17 protein-coding genes and 1 other RNA gene are annotated in these 16,697 nt (G+C 33.7%); 6 read left to right on the plus strand and 12 right to left on the minus strand.

Annotation, left to right across the window (positions count from 1 at the left end):
- Positions 1-21: 21 nt before the first annotated feature.
- Positions 22-939: a lysophospholipid acyltransferase family protein gene (locus tag OD90_RS02150; protein WP_144665905.1), complete on the minus strand. Its 918-nt coding sequence runs from the start codon at positions 937-939 to the stop codon at positions 22-24.
- 63 nt (positions 940-1,002) lie between these two features.
- On the opposite strand from OD90_RS02150, the gene OD90_RS02155 reads away from it, so the two are divergent.
- Positions 1,003-1,638 carry a rhomboid family intramembrane serine protease gene (locus OD90_RS02155; RefSeq protein ID WP_144665908.1) on the plus strand — a complete coding sequence of 212 codons (636 nt, stop codon included), beginning with the start codon at positions 1,003-1,005 and terminating at the stop codon, positions 1,636-1,638.
- 55 nt (positions 1,639-1,693) lie between these two features.
- The gene (locus OD90_RS02160) at positions 1,694-2,377 is read left to right on the plus strand and encodes an SIMPL domain-containing protein (protein ID WP_144665911.1); all 684 of its coding nucleotides are present in this window, start codon (positions 1,694-1,696) and stop codon (positions 2,375-2,377) included.
- Positions 2,378-2,475: 98 nt separating this feature from the next.
- Here OD90_RS02160 and rluF read toward each other — a convergent pair whose 3' ends face one another.
- Positions 2,476-3,207, minus strand: a complete 732-nt coding sequence (gene rluF, locus OD90_RS02165) for a 23S rRNA pseudouridine(2604) synthase RluF (RefSeq protein WP_144665914.1) — start codon at positions 3,205-3,207, stop codon at positions 2,476-2,478.
- Between the two features lie 92 nt (positions 3,208-3,299).
- On the minus strand, positions 3,300-3,494 hold the full coding sequence (locus tag OD90_RS02170; RefSeq protein ID WP_144665917.1) for a cold-shock protein: 195 nt from the start codon (positions 3,492-3,494) through the stop codon (positions 3,300-3,302).
- A gap of 220 nt (positions 3,495-3,714) precedes the next feature.
- On the opposite strand from OD90_RS02170, the gene OD90_RS02175 reads away from it, so the two are divergent.
- On the plus strand, positions 3,715-3,951 hold the full coding sequence (locus tag OD90_RS02175) for a DUF1456 family protein (protein WP_144665920.1): 237 nt from the start codon (positions 3,715-3,717) through the stop codon (positions 3,949-3,951).
- A gap of 76 nt (positions 3,952-4,027) precedes the next feature.
- On the opposite strand, the gene OD90_RS02180 is transcribed toward OD90_RS02175, so the two are convergent.
- From OD90_RS02180 to OD90_RS02205, 6 genes are all read right to left on the minus strand, one after another.
- Positions 4,028-5,197, minus strand: coding sequence for a class I SAM-dependent methyltransferase (locus OD90_RS02180; RefSeq protein ID WP_261374449.1), 1,170 nt, complete (start codon positions 5,195-5,197; stop codon positions 4,028-4,030).
- A 7-nt stretch (positions 5,198-5,204) separates the two neighbouring features.
- Positions 5,205-6,293, minus strand: coding sequence for an AI-2E family transporter (locus OD90_RS02185; RefSeq protein ID WP_144665923.1), 1,089 nt, complete (start codon positions 6,291-6,293; stop codon positions 5,205-5,207).
- 18 nt (positions 6,294-6,311) lie between these two features.
- Complete coding sequence (locus tag OD90_RS02190) at positions 6,312-6,809, minus strand: TrmH family RNA methyltransferase (protein WP_144665926.1); 498 nt, start codon at positions 6,807-6,809, stop codon at positions 6,312-6,314.
- Between the two features lie 51 nt (positions 6,810-6,860).
- Positions 6,861-7,901, minus strand: a complete 1,041-nt coding sequence (locus tag OD90_RS02195; RefSeq protein ID WP_144665929.1) for a glutathione synthetase — start codon at positions 7,899-7,901, stop codon at positions 6,861-6,863.
- The gene (locus OD90_RS02200) at positions 7,898-9,730 is read right to left on the minus strand and encodes a flavohemoglobin expression-modulating QEGLA motif protein (protein WP_186434699.1); all 1,833 of its coding nucleotides are present in this window, start codon (positions 9,728-9,730) and stop codon (positions 7,898-7,900) included. Before OD90_RS02200 ends, OD90_RS02195 begins: the two co-directional genes overlap by 4 nt.
- 102 nt (positions 9,731-9,832) lie before the next feature.
- The gene (locus OD90_RS02205) at positions 9,833-10,486 is read right to left on the minus strand and encodes a DUF4159 domain-containing protein (protein WP_144665935.1); all 654 of its coding nucleotides are present in this window, start codon (positions 10,484-10,486) and stop codon (positions 9,833-9,835) included.
- A 222-nt stretch (positions 10,487-10,708) separates the two neighbouring features.
- Between OD90_RS02205 and OD90_RS02210 the strand changes: the two genes are divergently transcribed.
- From OD90_RS02210 to rnpB, 3 genes are all read left to right on the plus strand, one after another.
- Positions 10,709-12,028 carry a M16 family metallopeptidase gene (locus OD90_RS02210; protein WP_144665938.1) on the plus strand — a complete coding sequence of 440 codons (1,320 nt, stop codon included), beginning with the start codon at positions 10,709-10,711 and terminating at the stop codon, positions 12,026-12,028.
- Entirely contained in the window at positions 12,029-14,098 is a 2,070-nt protein-coding gene (locus OD90_RS02215; protein ID WP_144665941.1) for an insulinase family protein, read from the plus strand.
- Between the two features lie 162 nt (positions 14,099-14,260).
- Positions 14,261-14,581: RNase P RNA component class A (gene rnpB, locus OD90_RS02220), an RNA gene on the plus strand.
- Positions 14,582-14,613: 32 nt separating this feature from the next.
- Here the strand turns inward: rnpB and OD90_RS02225 are convergent.
- Genes OD90_RS02225 through OD90_RS02235 form a run of 3 tightly spaced genes read right to left on the minus strand, consistent with a single transcriptional unit; the run spans position 14,614 to position 16,605 of the window.
- Positions 14,614-15,174, minus strand: coding sequence for an RsmD family RNA methyltransferase (locus OD90_RS02225; RefSeq protein WP_144665944.1), 561 nt, complete (start codon positions 15,172-15,174; stop codon positions 14,614-14,616).
- Complete coding sequence (locus OD90_RS02230) at positions 15,171-15,962, minus strand: DUF3822 family protein (RefSeq protein WP_144665947.1); 792 nt, start codon at positions 15,960-15,962, stop codon at positions 15,171-15,173. The genes OD90_RS02225 and OD90_RS02230 overlap by 4 nt, the downstream gene beginning before the upstream one ends.
- Positions 15,952-16,605 (minus strand): hypothetical protein, encoded by a 654-nt coding sequence (locus OD90_RS02235; protein WP_144665950.1) that lies wholly within the window; start codon positions 16,603-16,605, stop codon positions 15,952-15,954. The genes OD90_RS02230 and OD90_RS02235 overlap by 11 nt, the downstream gene beginning before the upstream one ends.
- Positions 16,606-16,697: the final 92 nt, after the last annotated feature.

A 16,697-nucleotide genomic window follows, 5' to 3' on the forward strand; every position in this document is an offset into this window, starting at 1 on the left:
TCCATATTTTGAGAGGATTCTTTATTTGAGAGAAACTCTTTTTTTAATATCATTTAGTACCTCTTCCTTTCTCCCTAAAAGCTTGTAGCGTTGATGTGTCCAGAGATAAAACTCTGGTTTTTCAAATATTTGTTTCTCTAACTCTCTCGCATAAGCGCCTGTTATTTCACCCTCTGAGGTCTCAGATCCTTGCGAGGTTAACTCTATTAATGTCCCTTCATAGTGACCTCTTTTTACCTTATCAACGGCATAATAAAAAACAGGTAGATTAAACTCTCTCGACATTCGCTCAACTCCAGTAAAAAAAGGTAGCTCATGTCCTAAAAATGGTGTCCAGAATTTAGCTTTTTGTTTACGTGGAGATTGATCTGATACAAAGCCGTAAATCCCCACTTTTCCATTAACTTCGTTTTCTTTAATTGTTTTGAGAGCTAGTTTAGAATCGATCATTAAGGTGTTCCACCTACCTCTTATATTACGGATTAAATCATCAAGCTGTTTGTATTTAATCTTTTTGTAAATGGCATATCCAGTACTTTTTACATAGAGCTGCAGTGCAAATATCCACTCATAACTAGCGTAATGACCTAACATTAGTAATGCACTCTTATCTGATTTATCATATTTTAAAATATCTTCGACATTATTAAACTTATATCTGGTTAAGAGTTCTTCTTTAGTAATATTCATAGATTTAATCATCTCTAGAAACATATCACAAAGATGACTGTAGAACTTTTTTTCTATAATTTTAAGCTCTTGTGGGGTTTTATTTGGGAAGGTTGTTTTTAGATTAAAACGAACTGTTTTCTTCCGGTAACCTATAAAGTAATATACAAGTACATAACAAATATCAGAAATAATATATAATACTCTAAAAGGGAGTATGGATAATAACCAAAGGATAGGATACAGTAGCCAAAAAACAATAGCTTTCATTCACGATTTATTAAGAAATCAATACGACAAATATAGGTATCTTTACCAGTAAATACTCAATTTATGGGGGATTTACATCCAGTAACAATTGTCATCATTATAACTAATGTTCTCTTCTCAATGAAGGGGTTTAAAGACTATTCTTTTTTTGAGAAATATAAATTCAATATAGGAGCTATACGCCGTGGAGAACAAATACGGATGCTCTCTAGTGCTTTTTTACATGCAAATACACAACACTTACTTTTCAATATGTTATCCCTATTCTTCTTTGCAAATGCTGTAATTTACAGATTAGGGGTAGTAAATTTTGTATTAATATACATTACTAGCCTTATTGTAGGTAATTTATTATCCTATTATTTCCATAAGAATGAATATCATTATTCAGCTGTAGGAGCCAGTGGTGCTGTAATGGGTATTGTTTATGCGGGGATTTTATTAAATCCGGGATTGACTATTAATTTCTTTATTCCAGGCTGGTTATTTGGTGTAGGTTATATGATTTACACAATTTATGGTATGGTTAAGAAAAATGACAACATAGGACATGATGCTCACTTTGGAGGAGCTATTGGTGGTTACTTAATTACGTTGTTTATGGCACCATCGTTGCTTCAAACAAGTCTATTAATGGTTATCATACTTGCAATACCAATCGTTATCTTATTTGTTCTCATTAAAATGGACAAAATTTAAATTAATATTCAGTACGCTTTCGCGAAAGCGTAATTAACTCTTTAAAACATAAATTATGAAATATATCACATTAATTATTATTCTATTTACTATGACCACAGCTGCACAAAATAACAATTTACAACCGCTAGTCAATGTGACAGGAGAAGGTAAGGTAAAGGTTGCTCCAGATGGAGCTGACATTAGAGTGCGTGTTGAAACGCAGGGAAAAGAGGCACAGACTGTTAAGAATGAGAATGACCAATTGATAGATAAGGTAATTAAGTTTTTAAGAGCCCAAGGCATTGAAAGTAAATATGTAAAAACAGAATATATTAATCTTAATAAAAACTACGATTACAATACGAAGACGTACAGTTATAATGCAAATCAAACATTAACTATACAGCTCAAAGATCTTGCAATCTATGAAAGTATTATGACTGGATTGCTCAATGCAGGAATTAACCGAATTGACGGTGTCTCATTTACTTCTTCAAAAATGGACGTTCTTCATGCCGAAGCCCGTGTAAAGGCCATAAAAAATGCTAAAGAGAAAGCTATATCTTATGCAGCTGCTTTAGATCAAAAAATAGGAAAAGCTGTTCAAATATCTGAACAAGGAGCTACACCTCTACCGCAACCTATGTATAAAACGCGTATGGCTTCTATGGAGTCTGATAGTGGATCAAGTGAAACTATTGCACCAGGAGAGATTGAAATTACGAGTAAAATAGCGGTAAGCTTTGTTTTAAACTAAAAACTATAAATTGGTATTATACTATTTTATTTTACCAGCTATGAAATAAAATAAGGACTCAATAGAGTCCTTTTTTTATGTATAAAGGTTATGGAATTTTACTGATGTGTTTTTTGAGAGTCTTCCACCAGAGAATGTATCTCTTTCATTTCACTTGGCGTAAGATCTCTCCATTTACCTACTTCTACATCTAATGACACATTCATAATTCTATTTCGCTTTAAGCGAGTTACTTCGTAGTCCAATGCTTCGCACATGCGACGTATTTGTCTATTGAGACCTTGTGTGAGAATGATTTTAAATTTGAATCTGCTCAATTGTTCCACTTCACATTTTCGAGTCACAGTATCTAATATAGGAACTCCATTACTCATTTGCTGTATAAATGATGGCGTGATAGGCTTATCTACCCATACCTCATATTCTTTTTCGTGGTTATTTCTAGCTCGTAAGATTTTGTTTACAATATCTCCATCGTTAGTTAGAAAAATTAATCCCTCTGATGGTTTGTCAAGTCTTCCAATAGGAAATATACGAGATGGGTAGTTTATGTAGTCTATGATATTGTCTTTTTCTACGCGCGTATCAGTTGTACACACAATTCCCACGGGTTTATTAAAAGCTATATATACAGGTGCTTCCTTAGTAGGACTAATAAGCTCGCCATTTACGTGTACTTCGTCACCTTGAGATATTTTAGTACCCATTTCTGGCACTTTTCCGTTAATGGTGACACGTCCTTGTTCTATTAGTTTATCTGCCGCACGTCTGGAGCAGTAACCAGCTTCACTTAAGTATTTATTAATTCTGGTTTGTTTTTTTTCTTCCATAACAATGCAAAAATACTACTTTAATCAAAAAAAAATGCCAGTCGTAAGACTGGCATCTTGCCTCAGTTAAGAGACTAAAAAGTTATATGAACTTAGTCAATTACTTTAACATTGACTGCATTTAATCCTTTTTTTCCTTCTTTAAGTTCAAACTCAACAGCGTCACCTTCTCTAATCTCGTCTATAAGACCAGTTACGTGTACGAAGTGCTCTTGGTTTGCTTCTTCTTCATTGATAAATCCAAATCCTTTGGTGTCGTTGAAGAATTTTACTGTTCCTTTGTGCATTGTAATAATTTAAATATGTTAAGTTGCAAATGTACTGCTAATTAAATCTATAATTCACAATTGTATGTTATTCTTTGAAAAAAAAATAAATTTATTTAAGTCGTTTGTAAATGTCTAAACATCTGTTTATTAGTTTTTTATGAATTTAAATTTACTGGTAATACCAATGGTCAGTATATTTATAGGACTTTAACTCGTAACTTGCGTACAAAAAACTAAAATGCCACTTACAAATAACGACGTATTCAAAAAGCTAAGAGTAGCGCTACAACTAAGGGACGATGAAATTATAGAAATTTGCAAGCTTGTAGATTTCCAGGTTTCAAAAAGTGAGTTAGGTGCAATATTTCGCAAACCTGATCATCCAAAATACATGGAGTGTGGAGATCAATTCTTAAGAAATTTTCTCAATGGTCTTGTAATACATAAGAGGGGGCCGATGCCTTCTAAAAAGTAATTAAAGATGTAATTAGAGCATGGGTTTTAAGATTACTTATAATGAGCTCTCATCATTTTAACCTTAGTAAGTTAATTTATAATTTATGACAGATTATTACAACTAGCTTCCCTGAGTGTAAGGTGGTGAAAAATAGATATATATTCCCACCTTCATTGATTTTAAGTTTATTTCTTATTTCAGTCACTTTCAAAGGAAAATTACGCGTAGTAATATTTGCTTTTTTAAGCCCTAAATCTTTTGCAATTTTTTTTGAGTAGCTAGTGACTCTTTCTATTTTAAACCTACGCCCTGCAAAATCCTTTAAACTCTCAGACGTGTATAGATGTGAGTGTTCTGCTAACTTTTGAACATCAAATTTATTGCAAACCCAATTAAAAGCACCACTTTTCATGAGAGCTGCGTTTGGTTCATAAAGATATTTCATTGGCTCCCCATAAGTTGGAGAACTCAACCGTAGCTCTGAAGCAGGTATTTTCAAATTAGGATCATCACTGTCAAGGTTAACGATTCTAAGTGTAGGATTTGTGCTCGATGTCTTTGTAATTTTCCACAAAAGTTCCTTAACTTCATTTTTAACGGCAACAATGTGAATTTCTGATACATTCCCTAGTTCTTGTATTCCAGCTGTGATATCTAACAAAGGTGCCGTTTTTACCCAAAGAACCTTACACACTGATAAAAGTAAATTTTTGTATAAAGGAACATTTGGTAAACAATCTTTTAGCATAAACACCTTGCCTTTAGACGCTGTCCGTCTTCCTGGATCTAAATATATAGTATCAAATTCAAAATTTGTCTTGTTAAAATAATCAATAGAATCACTAACGATAAACTTAATATTAGTTAGTGCTAATGTACTGGCATTTTTTCTTGCAATCGAAGAGAGTGAAGAATTGAGTTCTATATGAATTACCTCTTCAATTTTCTGAGCAAAATAATAGGCATCAATCCCAAATCCTCCAGTACCATCTACCACTGTTTTTCCAGTAAATAGGCTGGCTTTATAACTCGCAGTTACCTCAGATGAAGTTTGCTCTAAGTTTAGCTTAGGTGGGTAAATAATATTTTTGGTTCTATACCAAAGGGGTAACTTATTTTTAGCTTTTCTTTTGCCTTCTAATTGTTGTGCAAGTTCTTGAACAGTAATCTGCTCGAAAGGACTCCCTTTAAATAGAAAATCGGGTAGTGGAGTAGCTTCATGTTTATTAAGATAATCTTGGACTTCAGGATGTAAGAGCTGCATATTCATATTAGAGCCCTCTCGTAAGTTTCTGGACAATTTTATATTCGCTTAAGAATTCTCCAGAAATCACTTTTAATGCCGTATATACAGGAATAGCTAGTATCATACCCACAACACCAAATAATAGCCCAGAGATAATGATTGCAAGGAAAATCTCTAGCGGATGCGATTTAACACTACCCCCAAAAACAAAGGGCTGTATAATAAAATTATCTACCATTTGAGCAGCACCATAACAAATGAAAATGTAAATAAGTTTAGGTAAGATTACAAGTCTAAAGTCCATTTCGATGTATGTAGATGTTGCTAGTAAGAGCATCACACCTGCACCTACAAGAGGGCCAAGATATGGAACAAGGTTTAGTACAGCACAAAAAAGGGCGATAGGTAAAGCGTTATTAATACCAAATGCAACCAAAATTATAGCGTATAATATGAACATTACAAACACTTGTATCAACAAGCCTATAAAATACCGAGAAAGCAAATACTTAATTTTTTCAAAAGCACGTAAAAATTTTCCTTCATTACCACTAGGCGCAAATGCAAGAATACTATGTACTAGAAGCCTACTGTCTTTCAGAAAGAAAAAAGTTATAAATATCACTGCAAACAAACCTACTAAGGCAGCACCCATATTTCCTATAATGCCATTCAAAAATGATGGGATCACTCCAAAATCAAAATTCTTAACAAAATCTGCCTCTTGCACTCCTTGAATTATAGTAGTCTTATCAATTCCAAAATAAAGCGCTACTTCTTCAAAAAGTCTATTAACATTGATCTTTACTTCGTCAAAATTAATACGGCTCAAATGCTGACTTTGATCAATAATAACAGGAATGAATAAGGCTAAAATACCAACAATCACAAGTAGTTGTAGGATGATAGTAACAATGGCTGCCCAAGTGCTAGTCAATTTAAGTGAATAGCGTAAAAATTTTACAAGAGGTCTACCCACAAGGGATAACACAGCAGCTACTGCTAGGTATACGATTACGCTTTGAATCATATAAAGCAGCCACAGGATAACCAAAATACCAACAATAACTCCTATTGCGCGTAAAATTCCTGTTGTAATAGCTTTAGATTTCATCAGTCAAATATACCTTTTTTAGACACGCGTTATTTCATAAAGTGCAATTCCAGTTGCTTGCGACACATTCATACTACTATTAGTACCAAACATTTTAATATGCACTACATTATTGACCTCATTAAGTGTTTCTGCGCTAACTCCATTGCGTTCGTTACCTACAATTAAAAGTATTTTATCATGATTATTGAAATCTGCACTTTGCAATGGTACACTCTCAGATGTAATTTCAACAGCAAAACTGGTGTATCCCTTTTCTTTCATCTCACGAAGTGTTTCTACGATATGTACGCTTTCGCGAAAGCAAACTTTCTTCTCAGTATTGCGAGCAATTCTTCGTAAGCGATTACTGTTAATATCTGGTTGCTCACCGTGAAATATTAATTCTTTCACACCAAACGCATCTGATAATCTAAAGATACTGCCCATGTTTGCGGGACTGGTAATATGATCGCAAACAATGACAATATCTTTTGAATGAACTAAAGGGAGGTGCTCTTGATGAGTTAGCTGCATACTATTAAATTATAGTTCCAAAAGTAATAGATATTTTTAGGTCTTCTTGGGTTAAAGTGTTGCAAGACGACTATTAAATAAATAGTCTTCATAGGTATTGTTGTAATGAACTTTACGCTCTATAGATTTAACGACTTCAGTAGCAAAGTCAACTTCATACATCTGTCCCATCACATTGAGTCCTCCAGGCGAAAACACATTAATTTCCATTAATTTATTTCCTACAATATCGATCCCTACTAAAAACATACCATCTTGTACAATTTTAGGCCTCACAATTTCTGCTAGCTCCATAATTTGATCTGTCATTTTTACTTTAGTAGGCACTCCACCAGCTTTTACGTTACTTCTAATATCGCCGCTTGCATTTACCCTTTGCATCATCGCATATTTACCATCTACTTGAAGGGGCTCACCATTTAGAAGCATAAGACGTGTATCTCCATTCTTTGCTTCTGGTAAATATTCTTGAGCAATGACATAACCATCACGAGTTATTGCATCAATGGTTTGTGTTAGATTATGTTCATTCTTTTTGTCCATCATAAATACATTCTTACCTCCTGATCCTTGCAAAGGTTTAAGAATCATTTTTTGTTTTTGTTGTGCAAAAAATTCTCGTATTTCCTCATGATCACGTGTAATAATTGTTTTGGGCCTTAAAACCTCAGGAAAATGTTGAAAATACATCTTATTAACTGCTCCAGCTAATGTTCTAGGGTGGTTTAATACTAATACATTGTCACGCGTCGCTATTTCTCCAAAAATAAAAGCAGCATTTTGTGCCCATTCTCTTTCACCTATTTCATCAGAAGGGTCATTTCTTAAAAACAGCACATCGAGACTTTTTGATGTGATTCTAGTAAAAGGTTCTTCTTGAACTGCTTTAAAAAATGTTTCTTGTGAATTAAATTTTTTTTCAGCTATCGTCTTGCATCTTGCAGATAGGTGCCCATCACTCGCATAAGCTAATTCGCCAACTCCTATAAAATAGACATCATGACCGCGATTATATGCGGCATATCCTAATGCTGGTGTAGTATAGTTTGGTTTTTCTGTTGTGTGATCATTGATTATAAATGCTATTTTCATAATTGTAATTTGATTAGTTTGTTAAGTGGAATTCCTTTACGGAGTATTTCTAAATTTTTTTGAACGTCAGGACGATTTAGGAATCGAGGAAGCTTTGGTTCTTTCAATACCTGACGTCTCATCAACTCGTCAATGAGTTCAATATGATTCATACTAAACTTACCAGCATATAAAATTCCTAGCTCACCTCCCTCTTTAATGTACTCTAGAACTTCCATTAATCCAGCTAGGTACACGGCATCTTTTGTGAGCCCACCTCCTCTATAGACCCGCATAGAAATATAGTAGGCAGTTTTATCTATGAAGTTATATTTTTTGTGAAGTAGATTAAAAGTTTCTATGAATGATGCGCCACTTACTAATGAGTTTGCCGCCATCACCCTTCCTGCTAATAAGCGCAATCTATTAATTTTTAAGCCACCTACTAAAACTTCTGCAAGTACAGCAAGGCCCTCTTGAAGTTGATCATATCCAGCAAAGCCAGCATACATTTGTTTAAATGGTTGTTTTTTTCCGTTACAATACGTGAGTATGTGTGTAGCAACTTCATGTTGAATAAGTGCGTCACACCTTTCTATGTCTACTGAGAGCGTATCACTTATAAGTAATGTAGTTTCAGACACCATAATCCCTGCAACATCATCTCTTATTTCAAACTTAACATCTAATTCAGGGAATAGCTGCTTGAGATAATCTATCTCTTCTTGAGCTTTTGAGGCAAAGGTTTTACAATCGAGTGTATCAATATCGGTAGGGACTTCAGGATGAGGGTAGGCATTTAAAATTTCTATAGCTCCATCTATCACTTTGGGATCTATGGTTCCATAAAGGCTTTCACTTGTATATCTAAAATTATCTGTCCCTCTTTCTTCAAGCATTGTAAGCTGCTTTTCTATTTCTAACCTTTTATCACGTAATATATAAGCAATTGTAGGGTCGTCTACATCTTCTAGAGGTATATCATAGAGTGCTCTTTTTTCTCGTTCAGGGTCTATAGAAATTAATCGATACGCAAACGAAGGTGCTTTTAAAAATTTATTTTTTTTAAATTGTTCCCATTCCTTAAAACTATTGACAGGTGTTGTACGTAGCAAGAAAGATAAACCTTCGCTTATATTTGCTAGCATTTTATCTGCATCTAAAGTTAATTTATCAATGTTAGTTTTACCTAACATAAGATAGTGATTATAGGGATTTGATGTTTGTACGCGTATAAATTCGAAAGCTACTCTTTTCAGTATTTCTGATAATTTTGTCGTAAACTTTCTATAAAATAGAGAGAAAATTTGATTTTCTTCTGGTCTATGGTAAATTGTAGGTACACCAAGACCTAAGATTAAAGTGCTATTGTTTTTAGATTTTTTAATATCTAGTAAAGCCTTCAAATGTGTAGGGTGTCTTTTGTTTGTTCTTGAAATATTTAATGAGACCTCAGGATACAAAGATTTCATTTCTTGGATTCCATCCTCAAAGGCACCGATCGTCGTTGGAGATGTTTTGTCTGGGCACTTTAAGGAAAATATAGAAGTATTGTTCAAACTTAAGGGCCACATCTCAATAATTAAAAAAGCGTTAAGCTTTGTTGAAATAGTATCTGCAAGTCTCTCAACAAGTGGGTAAATATCAATGGTAGAGTGTACAATCAAATATGCTGCTTGCGTTTTTAGTAACCCTGAGAAGTAATGATCATATTCAGTATACCTATAAATGCATATATATGGAACTATTTTATCAAAGTGTAGAACACCACCATTAGGCAGTGATTCATTAATTGGTGTTGCATTTTTTAAGTCGTTTTCTAAACGATCAAGTACCTCTTCATTAAACATAGGTTTAAAGGTAATCAACCAACCATTTTAAACATGCTCAACTCTAAGGTATTGACATTTGTTTAACGAGTAATGTTAAAGTACTCCTTTATCTTTTAAGAATTAATTTTCAAATGCATATTGAACAATATTAGCACCCATTTGAAGTGCTTTACGTCTTACATCCTCTGGATCTCCATGTACTTCAGGATCTTCCCATCCATCACCTAAATCTGACTCTGTTGTAAAAAGTACGACAAGTCGATCTTCATAGAAAAGTCCCAGCGCTAATGGACGTTTGCCATCGTGTTCATGTATTTTAGGTAATCCTTTTGGGAATTTATAAGTTTGATAAAATATGGGATGTGTCGCTGGTAGCTCTTTAAGTTCTTGTTCTGGAAAAATTTTCTTTAACTCTGTGGGTAAATATTTTTCCATTCCATAATTATCATCTATGTGTAAGAAGCCACCACTAATAAGGTACGCTTTTAGATTTTCTACATCTTCCTCAGTAAACAACACATTTCCATGACCAGTCATATGAACTAGTGGGAATTGAAAAATATCTACACTCCCAGCATCTACCGTTTGTGGTTTTTTACGGATTCTGGTATTAATGTTCTGGTTACAAAAAGTGATGAGGTTAGGTAGCGCGGTAGGGTTACTATACCAATCTCCACCACCTTTATATTTTAATACAGCAATGTCTTGCGCTTTCGCGAAAGCGCAGAATAATAAACTTATTATTGTTATTAAAAAGTAAATTTTGAATTTCATACTGCTTCGTGATTTAAACTTTATGATTGTAAATTTATTAGAGATTGCCTAATAAAGAGCTTTAAAACCTAATTAATTAATTAGTAGTGTTAACATTTTTGAAAACTATAACACTTTACAAACAAGTGTTTAAAACTTAGAACTTAATTTTATAGTCTGAGAGTTGTAACAAATAATCAATGATGCGACTTACTTGTATCAAATTAACACTTAAAATTAAATATGAAAAAATCAATGTACGCTGTAGCGGCTTTTGTCCTTAGTGGATTATCACTCACGGCACAAGAAGTAAGCTTTGAGGAGTATGATCTTGACAATGGAATGCACGTAATTTTACACCAAGATAATAGTGCTCCAGTAGTAACTACTTCTGTTATGTATCACGTAGGAGCAAAAGATGAAAACCCTGAAAAAACTGGTTTTGCTCACTTTTTTGAACATTTATTGTTTGAAGGGACAGAAAATATTGAAAGAGGTGAGTGGTTTAAAATTGTTTCTTCAAATGGGGGGCAAAATAATGCCAATACCACACAGGATCGAACCTATTATTACGAGGTTTTTCCATCAAATAATTTAGAATTAGGTCTATGGATGGAATCAGAACGATTGCTACATCCTATTATCAACCAAATAGGTGTTGATACTCAAAAAGAAGTTGTTCAAGAAGAAAAACGCCTACGGGTTGACAATCAGCCTTATGGTCGTTTTCAAGAAGTTATAGGTAAGATGTTATTTAAAAAGCATCCCTATAGATGGACGACCATAGGTTCACTTGATCACTTAGCAAGTGCTACTTTAGAAGATTTTCAAAAGTTTAGCGATACTTATTATGTCCCTAATAACGCAGTGTTAGTTGTTGCAGGTGATATAAAAATAGATGAAACTAAGGAGATGATCAAAAAGTATTTTGCACCTATTCCAAAGGGAAAGGAAATTCAAAGAAATACTTTTAAAGAAGATCCTGTAGTTCCTGTACGTGAGAAATTTTACGATCCTAATATTCAAATTCCCGCTATTTTCATGGCTTATAGAACTCCAGCTCAAACTGAAAGAGATGCATATGTTTTAGATATGGTTTCTTCTGTTTTAAGTGATGGAAAAAGCTCTAGACTCTATAAAAAATTAGTAGATGAGCAAAAGCAAGCTCTACAAGTATTTGCTTTTAGTGGTGCTCAAGAAGATTATGGATCTTATTTAATTGGTGCCCTTCCTTTAGGAGATGTGTCATTGGATGTACTAATTACAGAAATGGATGAAGAAATCGTAAAGATCCAAAATGAACTTATTTCTGAGCGCGATTACCAGAAGCTTCAGAATAAATTTGAAAGCAGATTTGTAAATTCTAATAGTAGTATTTCAGGTATTGCAAGCTCATTGGCTACTAACTATATGTTATATGATGACACAAATTTAATTAACACAGAAATTGATATTTACCGTTCTATCACGCGTGAAGAAATACAAGAAGCAGCAAAAAAATACCTTAAAAAAGACGAGCGTGTAATTTTAGAGTATTTACCAGAATCTCAAAAAGAAAACTAAATGAAAAAGAATATCATACTTGGTGCATTTTTAATGCTTGCTACAGCAACATATGCACAGATAGACAGGAGTAAACAGCCAGAATCAGGTCCAGCTCCCGAAATAAATTTAAAAGATCCCAGCACATTTGATTTGAAAAACGGATTAAAGGTGATGGTAGTAGAAAATAAGAAACTCCCAAGAGTATCTATCCAATTATCCATGGACAATCCATTAATTGTGGAAGGTGACAAAGCAGGTGTTGCTTCACTTACTGGTGCAATGCTTGGAAAAGGTTCTTTAAATATTGAAAAAGACGTTTTTGAAGAAGAAGTAGATTATTTAGGAGCAACTATAAACTTTGGGTCACAGAGTGCGTACGCTAGTGGATTATCAAAATATTTCACAAGACTAATCGAACTTACAGCAGATGCAGGTCTTAATCCTAAATTCACTCAAGAAGAATTTGATAAGGAGAAAACAAAACTTATAGAAGGTTTAAAATCTAATGAGAAGAGTGTATCTGCAATCGCTGGTCGTGTACAGAATGTATTAGCATATGGTGCAGACCATCCGTACGGAGAGTTTACCACTGAGGAAACAGTTAATAATGTAACACTAGCAGATGTAAAGGAATTTCATGCAAATTACTTTAGGCCAAATAATGGTTATTTAATCATTATTGGTGATGTAGATTATAAAAACGTAAAGAAAGTAGTAAAAAAGTATTTTGAAAATTGGGAAGAAGGCGTTATTCCTCAAACTCCTTTTTCTAAACCAACGAATCCAGTAACTACAGAAATTAATTTTGTAAATATGGACAATGCCGTACAATCTGAAATTGCAGTACAAAACACGGTTGACCTAAAAATGACAGATGCGGAGTACTTCCCTTCTTTAATTGCAAATAATATCCTTGGTGGTGGAGGTGAAGCTAGGCTATTTAACAATTTGCGTGAAGATAAGGGTTATACTTATGGGTCTTATTCTAGAATAGGTAGTGATGATAAAACAGCAGCTCGTTTTAGAGCAACAGCAAGTGTTCGTAATGTTGTTACAGATAGCTCTGTAGTCGAAATAGTGAAAGAAATTAATCGAATAGGATCTGAATTAGTTTCTGCAGAAGAGCTTGCTAACGCAAAGGCAAAATATACAGGTAACTTTGTGCTAGCGTTAGAACGACCTCAAACGATTGCTAATTATGCGTATAATATAGAATCAAAAGGATTACCTAAAGATTTTTATAAGAATTATCTTACAAATATTGATAAAGTCTCTCAGCAAGATGTGCAACGTGCAGCAAAAGATCTTTTTCAAGGAGAAAACTTACGCATTGTTGTTACTGGTAAAGGTGCCGATGTAATCGATAATTTAAATAATGTCGTTCTTAATGGTAAGAAGGTACCAGTAAAGTATTATGATACTTATGGAAGTGCAATTGCTCGCCCAGAATTTAAAAAGGAATTACCTGCTGGAATTACTGTAAATAAAGTATTAGAGTCCTACATTGATGCAATAGGAGGTAAGGCAAAACTTGAAAATGTAAATTCTGTTTATATGAAAGCAGATGGAACAGTTCAAGGAATGACTCTTAACCTAGAAATGAAAAAAACTGCTAAAAATCAATTTTTTCAAAATGTTTTAATGGCAGGAAATTCATTGAGTAAACAAGTCTACAACGGTACAACTGGTTATTTAGTAGCACAAGGACAGCGTAAAGACCTTGATGAAATGCAAATGGAAAAAATGAAGTCAGAAGCATCTCCATTTTCTGAATTGATTTGGTTAAACGGTAATGCAACCTTGGAGGGAATAGAAAAAGTTGACTCAGAAGATGCTTACGTTGTTAAAGTTTCAGATGATAAATCTGTTTACTATAGCACCACTACTGGGCTCAGACTTCAAGAGGTAAATGTAACTGAGGCGCAAGGACAAACCTTCAAGTCCACAATTACTTATGGAGATTACAAAGATGTAGATGGGATTTTATTTCCATTCACGCTTGGTCAATCGATGGGCCCACAGAACATCGAATTCAAGATGACAGAGATAAAAGTTAATGAAGGGGTTTCAGACTCAGATTTTGAGTAAGCTTTATTAAACTATAATTAAAAAGATCGGCCTATTGCCGATCTTTTTTTTAAATATGATTTGCTTTCGCGAAAGCGGTATTTTAATCTTACTACTGTAAAAATTAAAGATATTTACTCCCAATTTTTCTGCTAGCTCTTTTCTAAAAAAACTACCTTTGCTAAAGCAGGCCGCCTTATCGATTCATGTATTTGAATAGGAAAGTCCGGACATCGTAGGGAAGCATAGCGGCTAACGGCCGTCACTTCAATTAATTTTGTAGGAGGACAAGTGCAACAGAAAGAATGTACAGGTAATGCTGTAGCGAACCCAGGTAAACTCTATGCGATGCAATGTCAAGTATACTCACAGTTAAGTGTACCCGCGCGTTGTGAGAGGGTAGGCAGATAGAGATTACTAGCAATAGTAATCCCAGATAAATGATAAGGAATTTCTAGACTGATCTAGATTGAACAGAACCCGGCTTATAGGCCTGCTTTTTTAATTTGGAATTACGCTTTCGCGAAAGCGTAAATCTACTCTTCTTCATCACTAGATGGAACTTCAAAGAAGCTAAAAGCATTTCCACCATAATTACGTGTTTCTACGTAATTTATAAACGAGTCCATCTTTGTATACTTCCCATGTTCAATAATAAGTATGCCATCTTCATCTAATAAATTATTATCAAAAACTAGCTGAACAATTTTTTCGAAGTCTTTGATGTCTATGTCGTAAGGAGGATCTGCAAAAATTACATCATACGTTCCAGTTGCTCTTTCTAGATATTTGAAAACGTCACTTTTTATAGCATTAATTGAGAAGTCAAATTCATCTGCTATTTTATTTATAAATTGTATACAACTATAATGTCCATCTACAGCGGTTATTTGATCTGTACCTCTTGATGCAAACTCATAGCTTATATTACCTGTACCAGCAAATAAGTCTAATACTTTTAGGCTGCTTATATGGTAGTTACTTCTAAGAATATTAAAAAGCGCCTCTTTAGCCATATCTGTAGTAGGTCTAACGGGCAATTTTTTTGGAGCAGCTATGCGCCGTCCTTTGTACTTTCCTGATATTATGCGTGTCATATAAGGCTTGCTAGTAAATAGTGTTCTTTAGGTAATACGGTATGTGGACTCTCTAGAATTTGTATATTTCTTATGTATGTATATGCCTTTTCATAGAATGCATCGCCTTCGTTGATGCTTCCAGAGAGTTTTAATAATATGTCGTCAGGATTAATCGCTAGTTGTTCAAAGCAAAAAAGTAAGTAGTAAATAAAATCTTCTGGAGTTTTAATATCAAAAAAATTAATAAGTAGTATTTTTTTAGATTGAATTATACCGAGATAAAAATGGGATGGAGAAGTAATAACTAGCGCCTCGGGATGTGAACTCCCCTGAGAAATTTTAAATAATTGCTTAATAAATAGGGTAGTACTATGATAGTATGTAAATGAACCAAAGTTCTCAAAGAAATAATTATTTACATTAGTGTATGGTACGTAGACATTAATAAGATCATGTTGTTCTATTCTATCATGAGCAACAAAATCTGTATTTAAAATTTTAGTATTGAATTTGAGATAATCTACGGCCTTAGACTCTTCAAACAGGGCTTGTGGAACAACAGAAAAAAGGTTGTTAGAATACACAACCGTAACCTCTTTGAATGATTTTTGTAAATCTTCACAATCATTAAAGCCTTGCTCAATGTGATTTGATAAGTTTTGTATTGAAATATTTCCATTAAAGAAAATATTTTTAAAACTTATGACCTCTTGAGATTGGATGTTTTGAATAAAAAAAGAAAATCCATCCAAGCGTACTTGGATGGATAGACTATATAATGAGTTTGTTGAGATTTTATTCGTCATTTGCGCCGTAACTCTTTGGCCAGTTTCCAGATGTAAAAACTCTATCCATAGATCCTACTCTAAGTGCATTACCATTTACACCATCTACAGAAACAATTTGTTTTTCTTTAATAACGTAATCTTTGTTTTGATCGTGTAAGATCACATCCTTAGGTACAGAAATTTCAAAAACTGGATACATTGTACCGTTTTTGTCTACTTGTCCAGCATCCATATCAAATTTAGCATCCACGCCTTCTACTGGTACATTGATCATCGATTTATATCTATCTGATGATTTGAATAAAGAGTCCTTAACAGCTCTTGTGCCCAATGTATCAATAAGAGTGATTTCTTTGTATTCGTCTACACCATAAATTTTAGTTTTTTCCTCATCTAAAATTGTTGTGTCACGACGTTGTGTAATTGTAAATTCTGCCGTATCTATAAATGTTACTAGATTGTCAAAATCCTTTTGATAGGTTCCAGTAACACTTTTATGAGCAAGCTGTGCTTGTCTAAGATCGCGCATGTTTTTAATCACAGCAGCATATCTCTTTTCTTTCACTTCGTTAAATTTTACTTCGCCCCATATAGCGTTAAAAAGTAAATACCCTAATACGGCAATTATTACCCAAAGTACAAGTTGTAATACAAGTTTCATTTAATGAAGTTTAAAATTAGTTACGTTTAACGACAAATCTACAATTTTTTTTTACACCCAAAAATTTATTCTTTCATTTTTCCTTTGCTTAA

This window comes from Dokdonia sp. Hel_I_53, assembly GCF_007827465.1.
Classification (GTDB): Bacteria; Bacteroidota; Bacteroidia; order Flavobacteriales; family Flavobacteriaceae; genus Dokdonia.

What these genes read in the sequence shown, in the direction of transcription:
- OD90_RS02150 (WP_144665905.1), bottom strand. Translation starts at nt 939, where the DNA reads ATGAAAGCTATTGTTTTTTGGCTACTGTATCCTATCCTTTGGTTATTA.
- OD90_RS02155 (WP_144665908.1), top strand. Translation starts at nt 1,003, where the DNA reads ATGGGGGATTTACATCCAGTAACAATTGTCATCATTATAACTAATGTT.
- OD90_RS02160 (WP_144665911.1), top strand. Translation starts at nt 1,694, where the DNA reads ATGAAATATATCACATTAATTATTATTCTATTTACTATGACCACAGCT.
- rluF (WP_144665914.1), bottom strand. Translation starts at nt 3,207, where the DNA reads ATGGAAGAAAAAAAACAAACCAGAATTAATAAATACTTAAGTGAAGCT.
- OD90_RS02170 (WP_144665917.1), bottom strand. Translation starts at nt 3,494, where the DNA reads ATGCACAAAGGAACAGTAAAATTCTTCAACGACACCAAAGGATTTGGA.
- OD90_RS02175 (WP_144665920.1), top strand. Translation starts at nt 3,715, where the DNA reads ATGCCACTTACAAATAACGACGTATTCAAAAAGCTAAGAGTAGCGCTA.
- OD90_RS02180 (WP_261374449.1), bottom strand. Translation starts at nt 5,197, where the DNA reads ATGCAGCTCTTACATCCTGAAGTCCAAGATTATCTTAATAAACATGAA.
- OD90_RS02185 (WP_144665923.1), bottom strand. Translation starts at nt 6,293, where the DNA reads ATGAAATCTAAAGCTATTACAACAGGAATTTTACGCGCAATAGGAGTT.
- OD90_RS02190 (WP_144665926.1), bottom strand. Translation starts at nt 6,809, where the DNA reads ATGCAGCTAACTCATCAAGAGCACCTCCCTTTAGTTCATTCAAAAGAT.
- OD90_RS02195 (WP_144665929.1), bottom strand. Translation starts at nt 7,901, where the DNA reads ATGAAAATAGCATTTATAATCAATGATCACACAACAGAAAAACCAAAC.
- OD90_RS02200 (WP_186434699.1), bottom strand. Translation starts at nt 9,730, where the DNA reads ATGTTTAATGAAGAGGTACTTGATCGTTTAGAAAACGACTTAAAAAAT.
- OD90_RS02205 (WP_144665935.1), bottom strand. Translation starts at nt 10,486, where the DNA reads ATGAAATTCAAAATTTACTTTTTAATAACAATAATAAGTTTATTATTC.
- OD90_RS02210 (WP_144665938.1), top strand. Translation starts at nt 10,709, where the DNA reads ATGAAAAAATCAATGTACGCTGTAGCGGCTTTTGTCCTTAGTGGATTA.
- OD90_RS02215 (WP_144665941.1), top strand. Translation starts at nt 12,029, where the DNA reads ATGAAAAAGAATATCATACTTGGTGCATTTTTAATGCTTGCTACAGCA.
- OD90_RS02225 (WP_144665944.1), bottom strand. Translation starts at nt 15,174, where the DNA reads ATGACACGCATAATATCAGGAAAGTACAAAGGACGGCGCATAGCTGCT.
- OD90_RS02230 (WP_144665947.1), bottom strand. Translation starts at nt 15,962, where the DNA reads ATGACGAATAAAATCTCAACAAACTCATTATATAGTCTATCCATCCAA.
- OD90_RS02235 (WP_144665950.1), bottom strand. Translation starts at nt 16,605, where the DNA reads ATGAAACTTGTATTACAACTTGTACTTTGGGTAATAATTGCCGTATTA.